This is a genomic window from Streptomyces sp. NPDC051976, from assembly GCF_040680795.1.
GTDB lineage: Bacteria > Actinomycetota > Actinomycetes > Streptomycetales > Streptomycetaceae > Actinacidiphila.
In genome coordinates, this window is the sequence record NZ_JBFAXL010000057.1 from 1 (window position 1) to 17,079 (window position 17,079).

The following is a 17,079-nucleotide window of genomic DNA, read 5'->3' on the forward strand; positions in this document are numbered from 1 at the left end:
CGCGAAGTTGTCAGGCGTCAGGTGTTGTTGGCGAGGTTCTGCAGGCCGGCGTAGGCGCCGTTGAAGTAGTCCTGGTCGCCGGGGAAGACGCCTGCCTCGTTGCGGCCGAGGGGGTTCGCCGGCAAGCCGGCGAGGCTCCGCGTTGCGGAGCCTGGGCCAGGTCCGCTTCGCTCCCCTGCCTTGGTCTCTACGGCTTCGCCTTCGAGCCCTGGCCCGCTGTCGCGGGCTGCACCTGGGGTCAGGTGGCGGCTTGCCTGGCGGCCCAGTTGGGCATGGTGGTCTTTATGACTGATATGTCCAAGCCTCAGATTCGTTTACAGTTCACGGACTTCCTCCTCGACCCAAACGATCCGGACGTCATGCGCAAAGCCCTGACCCTGGAGGCGGACGTACTGACCTTCGAGGCGGGCCAAGTCACCTTCTGGCTGCGGGGCGTTGAAGTAGCTGCCTTCCCTTGGGATGCGGTGCGCGCGGTGGAGCTGGCTTCGGGCACCTCCTTACCGGCTGCTCGCGCCTACTCGGTGGACGAGGTCAGGAAGCAGCACGGCAACGCGTACCAGAGATGGTCGAAGGAGGAGGAGCAACTGCTCGTTGAGCTCCACTCGGCCGGGCACGGTGTCGAGGCTCTTGCGGAGCGGTTCTCGCGTCAGCCGGGTGCGATCCGTTCCCGGTTGACGAAGCTCGGAGTGGAGGAGCCCTCGGTCGTGGGTCAACAGGACGTCTCTCCCTCGATCTGACGGGTGCCCAGCTGTCGGTACGGACTCTGGCACTGCCAAGGAAGTAGGGCGGTATCCCATGGTCTCCTTCTGGGGTTCGAGGATGTCCTGGTTCCGCTTCGGGTCGTGGATGCTCCTGCCACAGTTGGTGGCGTGCGTACGCCGTGGAACGCCTGGGCTCGTTCGATCAAGGAGTTTGCATCATAATGGCCTGAGATAGAGTTTTCTCTCATGGCCTACTGCCCCCGTTAGGGGGCGAGGGAAGGCGGGTAGATCGCGTGGCGGGTAGGCAGCGGCTTCGGGCACATCAGGTCGAGGCGGTGGACGCGGTGGTGCGCGCGCTGGGCGGGCTGGCCGGTCCGGAGGTTCCTGAGGGTGGGATGCGGGCCCAGGTCGTTGCCGCCACTGGATCGGGCAAGAGCCTTGTCGCGGTCCATGCGGCTCAGCAGTTGCGTGCCGGTCGGGTGTTGGTGCTGGTGCCCACTCTTGATCTGCTGGCGCAGATGCTGGATATGTGGCGGGCGAGCTGGCGTGGCGGGCTCATGTTCGGGGTGTGTTCGCAGCGGGAGGGCACAGGACTGGGGGTTCGGTGCTCGACGGATGCGGGCGAGCTGGCCGAGTGGCTCAAGGATGCCGACCGGTGCACGGTGTTCGCCACGTATGCGGCGGTGGGGCTCGGGGTTGTCGAGCGGGCGCATGCAGCCGGGGTCGACCGGTGGGATCTGGTGGTGGTGGACGAGGCGCATCGGACCTCGGGGGCGCTGGGTAAGCCGTGGGCAGCCGTCCATGACGATCGCCGGGTGCCGGCGCTGCGACGTCTGTATATGACAGCGACGCCGCGGCTGTGGGAGGTGTCGGCGGAAGAGGCTGCGGATGGTGGGGGGTCGAGGGACGCGCGGTTGGTGGCGTCGATGGACGATGAGGCGGTGTTCGGGCCGGTGGTGTACCGGCTGACGATGTCGCAGGCGATCGAGCGGGGGCTGATCGCGCAGTACCAGGTGGTTTGTGTGGACATTACCGATCCTCGCGTGCAGGCCGCGCAGTTGCTCGGTGAGCAGGCCCGGACGGATGCGGTGCGCGGAGTGCGGCTGGCGGCGCTGCAGACGGCAGTGCTGAAGACCGGAGCGGAACACCGGCTGCGCAGGATCTTGACCTTTCACCATCGCACCAGCGAAGCGGAGGCTTTCGCAAGCGGGCTGGGTCGGGTGGCGAAGGCGCTGTGGGAGAGCGATCAGGAGGTATATGCGGAGCCGGGGCTGGTGTGGGCCGACTGGTTGTGCGGGGAGCACAAGACAGTTCACCGGCGCCAGGTGCTTGAGGAGTTCTCGTCGGGGATCGTGGACGAGACGGTGATGGAGCACGGTGTGCTGTCGTCGGCACGTGTGCTCGGCGAGGGCGTCGATACCAAGAACTGCGATGCCGTCGTCTTCGCCGACGTCCGGGGGTCCACGCCCGATGTCGTTCAGGCCGTGGGGAGGGCGCTGCGGATGCAGCCTGGTGAGGGCAAGACAGCATCCCTGGTCGTGCCGGTGTTCCTCGGGCCGGGCGAGGAACCGGACGAGATGCTTGTCTCCAGGGCCTATACCGACCTGGCCAAGGTGCTGACCGCGCTGCGCGCGCACGACACTGAGGCCGTCGAGCAGCTCGCTGTCCCTCAGGCTCCCAGTCGTCCGTCCGCCGGCGGAACCGCGATGGCGGCGGACGGTGAAGGAGGGGTCAGCGGGCCGGCTCAAGGGCTGCTGACCTTCTCCACACCGCGGGATCCGGTGAGACTGGCGGCGTTCATCTCCGCGCGGGTCCTCAAGCCTGAAGGCGAATACTGGCGCCGCGGGCTGCAGGCCGCCCTTGCCTACTACGAAGACCACGGGCACCTGAACGTTCCCATCGGGCACACGGCGCCCGATGGATTCCCTCTCGGGGCATGGATCGGCCGGCAGCGGCACGCGCACCAGCGCGGGGACCTCACCGAGGAAAGGGTGCGGCAGCTCGACGAACTCTCGATGATCTGGTCCCACCACGCGGTGGCCTTCGACGAAGGACTGGCCGCGGCGTGCGGATGGGCCGCCGAACACGGGCACCTCCTCCCCCCCACCGAAGCCACCTGGCAGGGCTACCCGCTCGGCATCTGGCTCAAGAACCAGCGCGCCGCCGCCCGGCGCCCTGCCCAGTCCCAAAAGGAGGAACGGGCGGACGGTGCGGCGGCAGGTGCCCTGAGTGCGGAACGGCGTCAAAAGCTGGACGATATCGACCCGGCATGGTGCCCCGTGTGGCCAATCGCCTGGCAACGCTGCTTCCATCTCGCTCGCACCCACCTCGCAGGTGGCGGGTTCCTGCCCGAGGAGGACGGCCTGCTCATCGTCCAAGGCGAGGACATCGGCCGCTGGGCCCGCGTCCAGCGCGCCGAGTGGGACACGCTGACTCCTCCGCAGCAGTGGCTGCTCACCGAGATCCTCGGCGTCGGCCCGCTCGACGAACCGGAGCCGGCTGCTGTTCGGACGCCTGTGCCGCGGCGCAGCCGGGCCGAGATGTGGGCCGACAACCTCACGGCCGCACGCCAATACGCGCAACGCGAAGGACACCTGAACGTACCCCGATCGCACATCGAGAACATCGGCGGTACCGAGCACGCACTCGGCGTGTTCATCGCCAACTCCCGGGCACGCAAGAGCAATCTCGCATCCGAACGGGTCGAGGAACTGACCGCGATCGGCATGAGATGGAGCTGACAGATGAGGTTCCCGGTCCTTGGTGTAGCCCGGTCCAGCAAGGTAGGTCGGCGGCAGTGCTCGGATCTAGAGGCCGCGGGGCCGTGACGTTTCATGATCCCTGCGGAATGACGGCGAGCGTGCGAGGGTCGCCGCCCGGTACTCGTGCGTCGGCTGCATCGTGCAGCGCGTACCCGGTCAGTCGTCGATCCCCGGCAGGGCGGGATATCGCCTCCTTAGCCGGTGCCACCGACAAGGTGGAAGCGGGCAGGTTCTGCCAGCGCCGCTCGCGCTCCCTCGAAGTCCGCCAGCCGGGCCGCGACCGTGGCGACGGCGAGCCTGTCTGGGAGCGCGGCGGAGAACTTCAGGCCGCGCACGGCTCGCGGGTCCACGTCGGGCAGTACGAGACGTTCGCCCGCGCCGTTATGGGCAGCGCGCCACAGGTCCGGAGTCAGGTCCTCCCGTAGCCGTACCCAGCAATCACTCGGCCGCTGTACGGGGTCTGCGATCGAGGACAGGGTGGCGGCGAGCGTGGCGTTCGCCCGGTATCCGGCCCAGGTCCACCAGCGCACGTCGTCTGCGATCCGTGTCACCAGCGTCCCGCCCGGGTGCACGCTGCCCGGGGCGTCGTCTTCGCGTACTGCGGCCAAGAACGCCTCTGCGCGGCGGGTCAAAGACACCGGCGGGTCGGTGCCGAGCAGCACCTCGCGCATGGCCCGCGTTAGCGCGTAGGACAGTCCGGCGACGCCGCCGTTCATCCACTTGGCGATCCCGCCTCCGTCCGCCGGCTCGACGAAGACCCGCTTGCGCACCCAGTCGATGAAAGTGACCTGCCAGCTTCGCCCGCCCAGCAGTAGCCGCCTCGGGCCTGGCCGTTCCTCGGTCAGTACGGACGGGTCTGTCTGGCCGATCTCGGTTCGGCCGGACAGGACGGTGAACTGCGGCGGCGCGGTGAAGGAGGCGGTGAGTTCGATGAAGTGCCGCCGCCCGAAACGGCGTTCCGCTTCGGGGCCGACGAACAGCAGCCCGCCGTCTTCGTCGAGAAAACCCTTCTCCAATAGGTGTCGCAGGATGGGAGCGGCCGAGCGATCGAAGGGCGCGAGTCCGTTCCATTGCCCAGGCCACAACTGGTCGCCGAGTTTGTGCTGTTGCAGGGTGACGGCGAGGAGCTGTTGCGCGACGAGGTGGCGTGGCTCGGGCGGTGCTGTCACTGGCTCCACCCAGCCGCGTCCCCAGAGCAGCAGCAGTCCGGCCGCCTGCAGGAAGGTCTCCTTGCGGGTGGCGAGGAACAGGCAGTTGCGTACGGTGTCGGCGCGTCGGCCGGTACGTCCGATGCGCTGCAGGAACGAGGCGACGGTGGCGGGTGAGTCGATCTGGATGACGCGGTCCAGGTCGCCCACGTCGATGCCGAGTTCCAGGGTGGAGGTGGAGACGATGACGCAGTCCCGTGCCTCGGCGAACGCCTGTTCGGAGCGGGCTCGCTCGTCGGCGGCGAGGGAAGCGTGGGACAGGAAGACGGTGACCTCGCGCGCCCGCAGTGCCGCGCCGAGTTGTTCGACCTGCCGGCGTGAGTCGCAGAAGACGAGGCGCTTTTCGCTGCGGTGCAGGGCGGCGATCAGTTTGGCGGCGTTGTCCAGCGACCCGACGTAGTCCAGCTCGACCTCGCCTGCGGGCCGGGGCGCTTCCTTCGAGGGAGTACTGCCGGGGGTCTGGGCTTCGTCGGCAGCAAGGACGGTGCCGGGAGCGATGACTTGGCCGGGCCGTGTCCCTTGGCCCGCCCCCTGCAGCCAGTGCAGCATCTGGTGCGGATTGCCTACCGTGGCCGATAGCCCGATCCGTTGGATGGGCCGTGCGGTGACTTGCTCCAGCCGTTCCAGTACTGCCAGGAGATGCCAGCCTCGGTCGTCGCCCGCGAATGCGTGCACCTCGTCGACGACGACGGTCCGCAGGGTGCCCAGCAGGTGCGCGTGGTCGGTCTTGACGCCGATCAGCATGGCTTCGAGGGACTCCGGCGTGGTGAGCAGGATGTCCGGTGGCTCGGTGCGGATGCGTTGCCGCTGGGACTGGCTGGTGTCGCCGTGCCAGAGCGCAGCTCGTCGTCCCAGCCACTGGGCGTAGGAGTCGACGCGCGTGAGGAGGTTGTTGAGCAGCGCCTTGAGGGGGCACAGGTACAGCACCGAGGTGCCGGTCCACTTCTGCTCGGCCATCGCGGACAGGATCGGGAAGCAGGCCGCTTCGGTCTTTCCGCCGGCGGTAGGGGCAAGCAGCACGGCGTCCTTGCCGTCCATGAGGGGTGTGATCGCCGCCCGTTGCAGGGGGCGCAGGTCCGGCCAGCCGAGGGTGTTGACGATGTGGTGCAGGACGACGGGGTCGAGTCGGTCGAGGACGTCGGCGCCGCTGGCGTCTGGCGGCATCACAGCTCCAGTTCGATGTCGTCGGCAGAAGCGGATGCGGTCATCGTGGCCGCCAGGTTCCGCTCCACATCGGTGAGTTCGCTGCTCTCGACGGTCAGTCGGTAGTGCTGGCGGGGGTCGAAGTCCGCGAACTGGTCGACACGGTCGAGTACGTCCCCTACGAGCTTCTTCAGGAACAGCCGGGGCGCGACTCCGACCTTCCCGCCGAGCGCTCCCCCGACGGCCTTGGCCAGGTCTGCGATGTAGGCGTCGTCCACGGTGGCTACGATCCGCTCGGGTGACTGGGCCCCTGCCGTGTACAGGTTGCGGATGGTGACGCCGAGGCCCACCAGCGACTCCTGGGTGAAGCCGGGGAGTCTGATCTGCACAGCGCGGGGGTTGTCGAAGCGCGGGTCGGTGGTGAAGTCGGTGGCCAGTCGCTGGGCGAGGGGCGCGAGCCGTTGTACGCCCTGCTGTCCGTCGTAGAACGCAGGTGTTCCGGTGATCACCAGGTACAGGCCGGGGAAGCGCCCGGAGTGCACCTCGTCGATGAGTTGTCGCAGCGCGTTGAGCGCTTTGTCGCGGGCATCGGAGCGTACCCGTTGAAGGGTCTCGACTTCGTCGAGTACGACGAACAGTCCTGCGTGTCCGGAGTCGCGCAGCACGGTGAGCAGGCCCTGCAGGAAGCCGAAGGCTCCGAAGTGGTCGAGGTCGCCGCGTACCCCGGCGGCCCGGCGCGCGGCGGCGGCGACGTGTGGCTGCCCGCCCAGCCATGCCAGCACCGCGGCTGCGGTGGCTTCGTCGCCGTCGGCGAGGGCGGCCCGGTAGCCGCGCAGCGCGGTGGCAAACGACGGTGCGTGCCGGGAGACCTCGGCGAGCCGCGCGACGAGCAGCTTCTCGACTTCCTGCGGCAGCTCCTCTTCGCTCGCCCCCGCGGCGAGGGCGTCCTCTTCCAGTGCGTAGAACCAGGCGTCGACGACGGGCCGCATCGCGCTGGGTGGGAAGCTCGCAGTGGTGAGGCGTTCGGTGAGCCGCCGGTAGACGGTCTCCAGCTTGTGCAGGGGTGTTTCGGTCTCCGATATTTGCATCTCGGCCACGGCGAGGTTCCGGCGCTTGGCCCGCTCTCCCAGCCACCGGGTGAAGAAGGTCTTACCGGACCCGTACTCGCCCCGCACGGCTTTGAACACGGACGCCCCGGACGCGACCGCGTCCAACTCCGCGTCGAGCGCCGCCTCGAACCGGCCGAGCCCGGTGGCGAGCAGGTCCAATCCGCTCTCGGGCACGGCTCCGCGTCGCAGGGCATCGATCACGGTGCGGCGGCGGGCGGCACTGACCTGCGCGGGGCGCTTGGATCCGGTGGCACTCACGTACGTCAGTGTCCCATTGCCGCTGTTCTGTCGTTCGCCAGCGGTTCGTGGCAGCGCACGTCCCGCCCGGGGTGGTCATCGCACCGTTTGCGTCGGGTAGGGCTGAATCGGTTGACGGTGACCCGATGATGTTGATGAAATCACTCTGCGTACAGGGTGGTGGGCAGGGTAGGGGGAGTTTCAGGTGGCTGCGCTCGACAACGTCAAACTCAAGGAAGTGCTGGCCGATGTCGCATCCGGCGCGCTGCAGTTACCGGACTTCCAGCGTGACTGGAAGTGGGACGACGACCGGATCCGGGCCATCATCGCGACGGTGACGCTCGACTATCCGCTCGGCGTGGTGATGACGCTGCAGACCGGCGGCAGCTCGCGTTTCCGGGCCCGTACCCTCACCGGTGCTCAACTCGACGAGGAGCGAGAGCCCGAACTCCTGCTGCTGGACGGGCAGCAGCGGCTGACGTCGCTGTTCCAGGCTCTGTGCCTGGATGTTCCCGTGGAGACGGCGGACGCGCGCGGCAAGCCCATCGAGCGTTGGTACTACATCGACATCGCAAAGGCGGTCGGGCCCTCCGCCGACCGCGACGAGTCGATTGTGTCGGTACCAGCGAACAAGCTCTTACGAACGGACTTCAACCGCACGATCGTCCTTGACCTGAGCACCACGGACAACGAGTGCGCGGCCGGGCTCTTCCCCCTCCATTTCGTCTTCGACAGCCAGCGGGTGAACTCCTGGAAGAAGGCCTACATCAAGGCCGACGAGGACAGGAACTGGGATCTGTGGGGACAGTTCGACGAACTGGTCCTGCAGCAGATCCGGACCTTCCAGGTCCCCATGATCCGGCTTGCTGCCTCTACCTCGATGGACGCCGTCTGCGCGGTCTTCGAGCGCGTCAACACCGGCGGTGTGCCGCTCAATGTGTTCGAGCTGCTGACGGCCACGTATGCGGGAGACCGCGACTTCGTGAGTCAGACCGGTGACTACTACCGGCTTCCCGACGTCTGGCGTGAGATCAAGCAAGGCCTGGCCGGCAAGTACCCCGTGTTCGGCCGTCTGGAGCAGGGCATCGAGCATGGCCTGAGCAGCAGCGACTTCCTCCAGGCTGTCGCACTGGTACGTACCTGGGAGCGCAAGCAAGCAGGAGCCGGTGCCGCGGTCTCCTGCAAGAGGCGCGATCTGCTGGAGCTGCCACTCGCCGACTTCGACCGGTTGGCGCCCCAAGTGGCCGAAGCTTTCGCCTGGGTCGGGGACTTCCTCCAGCAGCAGTGCATCGTCCGATCGGCTGACCTTCCGTACCGCACGCAGCTCGTGCCGCTGGCAGCCGTACGCGCCATTGCCGGCGAAGCCACTGAAGGTCTGCGCGCGGAAGAAATGATCACGCAGTGGTACTGGTGCGGTGTGCTGGGTGAGATGTACGGCGGCTCCACCGAGACCCGGTTCACTCGCGACGTCGAACAGCTCCTTGCCTGGATCCGGCGCGAGGGCGATGCACCGGACACCGTCACCGAAGCCTTCTTCATCTCCGACCGTCTGGACAATCTGACCACCCGCAACAGCGCCGCCTACAAAGGCATCTACGCCCTGCTCATCAAGCAGGGGGCTGTCGACTGGCACTTCACCGGGGCGCCTTTGAACCCCGGGCGCCTGGACGAATACGCCGTGGACGTCCGGCAGATCTTCCCGAAGAGCTGGGCGCAACGCGCAAACGGTCAGAGCCGCCCCACGAACTCCATCGTGAACAAGACGCCGCTTTCCTACCGTGCCGCCCAGGACATGACCGGAGCGCCCGGCTCCTATCTCCCCTCCCTCGTCGCGGCTTCGGACATGCGACCCGAATGGTTCGACGATGTCATCACCACCCATCTGATCGATCCCGACGCCTTGCGCAGCAACGACTACGAGCGGTTCTACGCCGACCGGTCCAAGCAGCTGCAGGACCTGGTGCACGCCGCGATGGGCAAGCGGACCATGCACCGCGATGCGACGGGTGACGACCGACGATGACAGCCAAGCCGACCGAGCAGCAGCTCGTGGCGCTCAAAGGCACGACCGTGCCCGTCCAGCGCATCCTCGATCTCTTCGACGTGCGGGTGCGCAATCACCAGACCGTGCACCGCATCTCTCAGTCGCTCACGGACGCCGGCCTGACAACCCTTCCTGACTTCGCTGTCTGCGGCTCCCGCGAAGAAGTCGATGTCGTACCCCTGACAGCCGTTGCTGCGCCACCGGACGAAAACGACGCGGACGAGGACGAGGAGACCCTGCCCTCGCATGCCCTGCCGCAACGCCTTCTCCTGGGGGACATCCCGTCCGCGCGCAGGGGCGTGAGATGCGTCAGCCCCGGCCATTCGCTGACGCAGACCACGTATCTGATGCGCACCAGGGGGCTCGCGCAGGTGCCGGTGACCACCGGGATGGCCGCCCTGCACGGCGTGGTCACCTGGCGTTCGGTGGCCAAGATGTATGAGACGGGGAAGGAGCAGACCCTCGAGAACGCGATGGACAAGGACTCCCTGCCGGTCGCCGACGCCCGCCAGGAACTGTTCATATCCCTTCCGACCGTCAAAGAACACGGGTATCTCCTCGTCCGTGGTGACGACGGATGCCTGTCAGGCATCGTGACAGCCGCCGATGTCACGGAGCGCTTCGAGGGAGCGGCACGCCCCTTCTTCATCGTGGGAGAGATCGAGTCGCTGCTTCGCCGATGCCTCGGTGCGGCACTGGACCAGGAAACGATCAAGGCCGTCCAGACCAACAAGAAGGCCGAGCACCGATCCGGAATGGTCACGGATCTCATGTTCGGCGACTATCTGAAGCTGCTGGACGGTAACCAGACAAAGACAGCCATGGCTGCGCAAGCCGACCAGAACTGGGCGACGCTCAACTGGCCTGCCATGGACCGGGCTCAGTTCATCGGCCATCTGGAGCGGGTGAAGGACATCCGCAACAGGATTGCCCACTTCGACGAAAAGCCGCTCCCGGAGCAGCAGGTTCGCGAACTGACGACCTTCGCCAAACTGCTCCGGGATTTCGTCTCCTGACCATGGTGGCGGCCTGTCCTACCCCAGTTCGAACTGATCGCGGAGCAAGCCCGTACTCAGCCGCAACGTGCGGCCGTCCGGAAGAGTCTCCAGCACCTGCACCCCGTCGTAGTTGAGGAGCTGGCGCAGTACGGCGGCGAAGCCGTCGCCCCGGGTGGGCGGCAGGCCGATGCGCTGGGCCAGGGCCGTCACCGGGAGGGTGCCACCCGCGTCGAGGAGCGCGCTGAGCGCCTTCTCGACCTGGTCCGGCTTGGGCCGGCGGGCCAGGAGACCGATCTGAGCCTGGTATGCCTCCGAGGCCAGGAGCAAGGAGACCAGAGCCTTGTCCGGGGAGACCAACGTGGGCGTGACGAGGGCATCGTCCCCGCCGGGTGCCAGGGTCACCTCGAAGAGGGAGTCGTGGGTGCGGGCGAGTTCGGCCTGCTCCTTCTTCGGCTTCGCGGTCGTATTCTTCACGGCTGCAGCCGCGGACAGGGGCTGCGGCCGGGCGGGGGCTTCCTGAGCGTCTACGGACCACCACACCGGGCGCTGGTCGCCCAGCTCACGCCACCCCGTAGGGGGTTCCGCGCCGAACGGCAGGAAGGCCAGGACCGGGATGGTGAACTCGGCGAGTGAGGCTCCGCCGTGGTAGCCGGCCTTCAGCGCGGTGTAGTGGGAGTCGGCGTCCCACAGGGCGACGATGGACGCGCCGGGCTGCGGCCAGATCACACGGGGGCCGGACAGAGCAACCTCCCGGTCGGCCAAGGTGCCGCCGGGCAGGCGGTGGCGGGCGGAGGCCGGCTCGGCGGCGTCGGCTCGTACTCCGTGCCGGTCGACGACGTGGCCGTGGTCGCTGGTGAGGATCACCGCCATGCCCTGCGCGGCAGCCACCCGCAGCAGGTCGCGGAGCTTGCCGATCTCGTCGATGTGCCAGGCGCCGTCGCCGAGCTTCTGCTCCTTGGCGAGCCGGTCGTCGATGGTGTTCAGGACGACCGCGACGTGCGTCTTGCCGTCGGTGAGGGCTTCGGACAGGGCCGGGCCGAAGGCGTCGCCGGCGGTCTCGGTGCGCAGGTCGTCCTTGTGGAACACGGCGGCCGGTGCGCCGCCCCACAGTCTGTGGCTGGGGAACAGCCGCTTCTCGTCGGCCTGGGTTCCCTTCATCAGGGTGCCGGCGAACAGCGAGGTGCGGGAGACGGCCGTCAGGGTGGGGAGGGCTGCGGCTATCGCGCGTCGGTGAGGTGCTCCTCCTGGCAGCGGGTCGAACTCGGCCCACGACTGGCGTAGTTCCTCGCCGAGTTCGCTGGCGATGGCCGCGCTCATGCCGTCCAGGACGAGGAGCAGGACGCGTCGTCCCACGGCGTCCTTCACGGCCGGTTTCACGACCTGGTCGAGGAAAGTCTCCACGGTGAGCATCGAGCCGGGCGAGGTGCCCGCCTCGGTCCAGACTGCCAGTGAGCGGGCGAAGGCCCGGTCGATCTGGTGACGTCGTTCGCGGACCCTCGCGGCGAGGGTGTCGTAGGCGGCCTTGAGTTCGGGGTCGGGGTCGCCGCCGGCTTCGATGTGCTGCAGCGCCAGGTCGGCCCAGCCCGTCTCGGCGATCTGGCGCTCTATGGCGGCAGCGACCGTAGGCGACTCGGCGGCCGGGTCGGTGGCCAGCCACTGCGCGAGCCGCTGCCCCATCCGCGCCCGTTCGATGCGGGCACGCGCGTCGGGATCGGCGGCGAGCAGGTGATCGTCCAGGGTACGGACTGCGTCGGCGGCGGCCTGGGAATCGGCGGCGGCGAGTGCGCGGCCCACGGCTGTGAACCGGGATTCAAGTCCGGCTGCCATGACGGGACTCGCCTCGACGGCCGCGCCGGCTCCGAACTGGCGGGCCAGTGATGCCGCCCTGTCCAGGACGGTGCTAGTGATCCTGCGGGCCTCACGCGCCTCTTCCACCTCGCCGTTCCCGGTACGGGTTCCGGCGGCCAGCAGCGCTGCGACATGGTCCTCGGCGGCTTGGCCGAACACGGACACCAGGGTGTCGAGCTGCTCACCGGCCGCCGGTGGCCGGTCACCGAACCAGCGCTCGGCCCGGCCCCGGGCCCGGTAAGTCTCCGCATCCGGCTCGGCGTGCAGCCACAGCGTCGCGCACACCAGGCCGAACGCCACCGCGTCGGCCCCATGCTCGGCGTCGACGAGAGCGAGCAGGACGCGGCCGGCAAGGCCCGCCTGGTCCTGCTCGCCGAGGAACGCGGTCAGTCCGGCACGTTCAGGTCCGCGCAATGCGACGAGGCGCTCGGGGCCGCCGCCGCTGAGGGACCAGCGCAGCAGGGCGTGGACGTCGAGGCGGTCGTCGCCGGAGCGGCGTACGTCCCGGTCGGTGTCGTAGCGGCCCAGGCGCAGACGCCGCAGCGCGAGCGCGGTGAGGGCGTCCCGCCGGGACAGTAGGCCGCCGGGCAGGGGCGGCCAGCCGCCGGGCGGGGTGGCGTCCAGGAGTGCCTCGGCGGCCCAGTTGGCGTCCTTGAGCCGGGGATCGACCTGCTGGGCTGCGAAGGCCTCGCGGACCACGTCCCAGCTGTCGACGGTCTCGATGCGCTGCTTGTGCACGCGGGCGAGGATCGCTGGGTCGAGTTCGGTCTGTTCGCGGTCGGTCAGCACGACCAGGACGTCCGGTCCAGGGACCCGGCCCGCCAGATGGTCGAGCAGCAGTTCGTGGACGGCGAGCGGTGAGGGCGCGACCGCGACGCGGGCGGTCCGGCTCTCGCCCCATGCGGGCTCGCGGGGGCCGTCCCACTGGGGCGCGGACCTCAGCAGGACAACCCTCCGCTTACCGCCTCCCGCGTGTGTGAGGGAGGCGGCGAGGGATGACTGGGACGACAGGTACTGGGTGACGGTCGCGGTGTTCAGCCGGACCGCGCCCGGTACGGAGGCAGCGGTGATGATGCTCATCAGTCGACGACCCGCCAGGTGATCTCGATGGTGGCGCCCGGTTCGCGGGACGCCAGCTCGGCCAGTTCCGCCTGGAGTTCGGCTACTGCGCGGGCTGCGGTGGTCCGGCCGCCGCCCGAGCGCCGGGCTGTGCCCGACCCGGTGGCGCCGGCCTGCTGCGGGATCTCGGGGACAGGCGGGTGGCTGGTGGGCGTATCCAACGGGACGTCGCCTGCTGTGGGCGCGGGCGGCACAGGAGCGACGGGTGCCGGTGGCGGGGTAGCCGCCGCCCGGTTGCGTTTCACCAGTGCCAGCACCTCGCGCTGGGTGCGGGACAGCGCGTCCCGCAGGTTTCCGGTGCGCTGATCTCCGCGGGCCACGTTCCGCAGGGAGTCCAGCAGTGCGGCGCCCTCGGGGCCTTCGGACGAGGCGAGGTCGAGGGTGGACCAGGAGGCCGCTGCCAGGGCCTCGGCGACGGCGCGGGCCTGGGTAATGGATGTCCCGTACCGGTCGGCGCTGACGACGCCCAGGTCGAAGGCGGCGAGCCTCTCCACGGTCTTCTTCGCGCCGGTCGCGCCCTGTCCGGCCGTTGCCGTGAGTGCCTTGAGGAGTTCCAGCGCGCGGCGGGCGAGCACGAGCCGTCCGGTGTCGTCGGTCTCGTCCAGGCCGAGGAATGCGGCGTGGTCCTCCAACTGCCGTACGAGGTCGGCGGCGTGGTCCTGGAAGGAGCGGGCGGATTCGATGATCTGCCGTGCGAACTGGTTGACCATCCGTCCGCGCTTGAGCGTGGGCGCCTTCTGCCCGAAGATCGTCTCGTACCGCTGCCGGGCGGCCTCCCAGTCGCCGTCGCTCGGCAGGGGCTGGCTGCGCAGCGCGTCGTGGTCCTTGATCCCCGACAGCTCGGGCGCCGGGTCCAAGACGGTGCCGCCGCGTACCCACACCCGGTCGTCCATCTCCGCGAAGGCGGCGACGACGAGCCTGGCGAGGAAGTCGGGCAGGCCGCGCGGGGTGGGCTTGTCGGTCCAGTCGGTGAGCGTGATCAGCGAGAGGTCACCGGTCACACCCTGGCTGCTGGCGAGCTGGCGGAAGTGGTCGGCCCAGTAGCGGGACAGCTCGAAGTACGCCTCCTTCTGCTGCCCCAGCCGCAGCGGCCCCGCGATCCGCTGCATCAGTTTGCGGTCGGCCGCCGGGACCTCGATCCGCCCGTCGCGGGCCTCGGCTGCGGCCCGTACGTGCGTGAACACCTTCCGCGCGTCGGCGGGCTTGACGGCGCTCTCGGTCGCGTCGGGGTCGAGGTTCGGGTGAGCAGGGTATTGGTGGGCGAGCAGCTTGCCGGCGACGTGCCGGATGCCGTCGTGGAGGGACTGCCCGAAGGACAGGGTGAGGTCGTCGACGTCGGGCAGCGCCAGGAGGTGGTGGTCGAAGTCGAGCGCCACGTCGGCGGCCTGCTTCTGCGCGAGGCCGTACGCCTGCTTGAAGGCGCCCTTGACCTGCTTGAGCAGCGCGTCGCGCTGAGTGGTCAGGAGGCCCTTGGCACGGGCGCGGTTGTCGGCGTTGAGGTGGCCGGCGTACTGGGTGTCGAAGCGCTGGTCGTCGGCGAGGGCCTTGTCGATGACGACGAGGCGGCGGAAGTCGGCCAGGCGCTGCGCGGACAGGTGCGCGGGCAGCCACGCGATGGTGCGGGACCGCTCGCCCTGCTGGCGTTCACGCAGCCGCTGCATCCGGTTGGCATCCTCGGCAGGCCCCCACTCGCCCTCGTCGAAGGGAATATCGACGGCTATCCGCCAGCGGCCCTCCTCCTGCGGCATCAAGTCGTGGTCGGGCAGCTCGTCCTCGTCGGCAACGTTCCCGAAGACGATCTCCGCGGTACGGCTGGTGCCGCGCCACACAAAGCTCAGATCGTCGCTGAACTGCCCGTGCTCGACCCCGAGTTCGGCCGACAGCAGCCGCTTGGCGAGGGCGAGCCGATTGCCGGGGTTGTCGTTGACCTGGGCGTTGGCGATGACGGAGTCCACATCGACGCCGGACAGCTCCAGCCGGACGCCGGGATTGGCGTCGGTACCGGTCTCCTTGATCTCAGGGAACCGAGCCGCCCACTCGGCGACCTTGTTCTTGATGATGCCGACCTCACTGCCCGGGATGGGCGCCATGACCGACCCGTGGTTGAGCGCACCCAATCGGCGGATGGTGAGCTCGGACAGGGCGGGCACGCTCGGGGCAAGAGCGGACAGCAGGAGGGTGCAGGCGAGCCGGTTGTCGCCGGTGAACATGCGGCAGCGATTGGCCAGTTGGGGATCGTTGAGGGTGTCGGGCCGGTTCAGGTACTGCTCGACGTCGTCCTCGGTGACGTCGTACGAGGTGAGCAGATACGGCCGCAGCTTGGTCTTGTAGAGCTTGTCGGCGGCCTCGAAGACAACCTTCAGGCTGTCGGTGAACGGCTTGTCGCCACCTCCCGCGATCACCGGGTACAAGTCGCCGACGGGGATCAGCTGCCCCAGCCGCAGCTCGTTGCGGTGATCGGCCAGGAGCTGGCCCATCAGCTTCAACCCGGTACGGGAGCGCTGCAGCGCGGACGAGATGTGGACGAGGGTGTCCATGAACGCCGGCGAGAACGGATACGTCAGCCGAAACGACTCGGCGTCCGCACCAGTCGTGGCCTTGTCCGAGCCGAGCAGGGTGTCCCATATCTGCGTACCGACCCGCTTGGTCTGCTCAAATGCGGCGTCGACGAGCCTGGTCGCCTCGTCGTCCTTCGGGCTGAGGAGCCGGGCGTGGGCGATCTGCGGGAGGTTGCGGTCCTCCAGCGTGATCTTGTCGAAGCGACCAGAGGCCAGGTTGAGGGTGTCCTGGATCGACGACTCCGCCGCGCCGGACACCTCCTCACCCACAAGTTCTCGCAGGTCGCGCTGGCGGGCGATGAACGACACGATGGGGACGGCGCGGCGGGCATCGCCGCCCTCCACAAAGTTCGTGATCTTGCTGGCTTCGCGAGCGACGAACTTCTGGTCGTGGATGAGGGTGGCCAGCCACAAGATCAACTCGTCCATGAAGAGGATCAGCCCGTCATAGCCCAGCGACTTCGCGTGCTCGGCGATAACGGACAAGCCCGCGTCGAGGGAGACAAAGCCGTGCTCGTCCTCAGCGGCATTCTTCGCGAAGCCAGGGAAGAGATACGTGCTCGCGTCCTGGACCAGGCGGGCCCGCAATTCCGACGGTGTGGAGGGGCTGACCAGGTTCAGCGCCACTCCGGCCTCGTGCACCTCCTCGGCGCCCAGCGCCGCATCCAGGAGCTCCGGGGTCCAGGCGAAGCCCTCGCCCCACTCGTCCTCCTCATCCCCGCCATCAGCCCCAACGCCCAGTCGGCGGATGACAGCTTCGTCACCGAAGTTGGCACGGTTGGCGCGGATGTCGTCGAAGAGGCTGTCGGTCCGGTACACCTGCGGCATGGACGCCTGCGGGTGCAGCTTCTTGACGTGGCTGACGTATCCGCCGAGGACCCGCTGCTCCAGGGCCTTCGCCCCCAGCATGTGGTACGGCACGAGCAGGAATTTCTTCCCGTCCGTGCCGAGCCACGCGTGCTTGGTCAGGACCGGGTCGAACTCCTCGCGGGCCAGGGCGGCCCGGTTGCCGCTGAGCAGCGCGTACAGCACGGCCATGAAGTGCGACTTACCGGAACCGAACGAGCCGTGCAGATAGGACGCCTTCGACCGGTGACCATCCAGGGCAGACTTGATGAGGTCCAGTGCCTCATCGAAGTTTGCCAGCAGCCGCTCCGTGACCACGTAGTCCTTCAGCGCGTACTCGGCGCCCTCCGAGGTCGTCGCCTCGGCGAGGGACAGAACAAAGTCCGAGGTGGAGATGGACTCCTTGATGGTGATGACATCACGGAGGAGGGGCTGCTGCTGGACCATCGTCGGTCTCGCTCTCCTTACGGGTGGGGCAGTTCGGCATGGGGGGTGGGCTGGGCTGG

The 17,079-nt window shown here is 68.5% G+C and carries 8 protein-coding genes; 4 read left to right on the top strand and 4 right to left on the bottom strand.

Features of this window, described 5'->3' with window-relative positions; translation table 11 throughout:
* The first annotated feature begins 284 nt into the window (after positions 1-284).
* Positions 285-737, top strand: coding sequence for a hypothetical protein (locus AB0M29_RS36475; RefSeq protein ID WP_365390875.1), 453 nt, complete (start codon positions 285-287; stop codon positions 735-737).
* 257 nt (positions 738-994) lie between these two features.
* A complete protein-coding gene (locus tag AB0M29_RS36480; RefSeq protein WP_365390877.1) occupies positions 995-3,442 on the top strand; it encodes a Helicase associated domain protein in 2,448 nt (815 codons plus the stop codon).
* A gap of 215 nt (positions 3,443-3,657) precedes the next feature.
* On the opposite strand, the gene AB0M29_RS36485 is transcribed toward AB0M29_RS36480, so the two are convergent.
* A complete protein-coding gene (locus tag AB0M29_RS36485) occupies positions 3,658-5,835 on the bottom strand; it encodes a DEAD/DEAH box helicase (protein ID WP_365390878.1) in 2,178 nt (725 codons plus the stop codon).
* Positions 5,835-7,181, bottom strand: a complete 1,347-nt coding sequence (gene brxD / locus AB0M29_RS36490; RefSeq protein ID WP_365390880.1) for a BREX system ATP-binding protein BrxD — start codon at positions 7,179-7,181, stop codon at positions 5,835-5,837. Before brxD ends, AB0M29_RS36485 begins: the two co-directional genes overlap by 1 nt.
* A gap of 184 nt (positions 7,182-7,365) precedes the next feature.
* On the opposite strand from brxD, the gene AB0M29_RS36495 reads away from it, so the two are divergent.
* Positions 7,366-9,183 (top strand): DUF262 domain-containing protein, encoded by a 1,818-nt coding sequence (locus AB0M29_RS36495; RefSeq protein WP_365390882.1) that lies wholly within the window; start codon positions 7,366-7,368, stop codon positions 9,181-9,183.
* Positions 9,180-10,220 carry a CBS domain-containing protein gene (locus AB0M29_RS36500; RefSeq protein ID WP_365390883.1) on the top strand — a complete coding sequence of 347 codons (1,041 nt, stop codon included), beginning with the start codon at positions 9,180-9,182 and terminating at the stop codon, positions 10,218-10,220. The genes AB0M29_RS36495 and AB0M29_RS36500 overlap by 4 nt, the downstream gene beginning before the upstream one ends.
* An 18-nt stretch (positions 10,221-10,238) precedes the next feature.
* Here AB0M29_RS36500 and pglZ read toward each other — a convergent pair whose 3' ends face one another.
* Positions 10,239-13,130: a BREX-2 system phosphatase PglZ gene (gene pglZ, locus AB0M29_RS36505; protein WP_365390885.1), complete on the bottom strand. Its 2,892-nt coding sequence runs from the start codon at positions 13,128-13,130 to the stop codon at positions 10,239-10,241.
* The gene (locus tag AB0M29_RS36510) at positions 13,130-17,020 is read right to left on the bottom strand and encodes a phage resistance protein (RefSeq protein WP_365390886.1); all 3,891 of its coding nucleotides are present in this window, start codon (positions 17,018-17,020) and stop codon (positions 13,130-13,132) included. Before AB0M29_RS36510 ends, pglZ begins: the two co-directional genes overlap by 1 nt.
* Positions 17,021-17,079 lie beyond the last annotated feature (59 nt).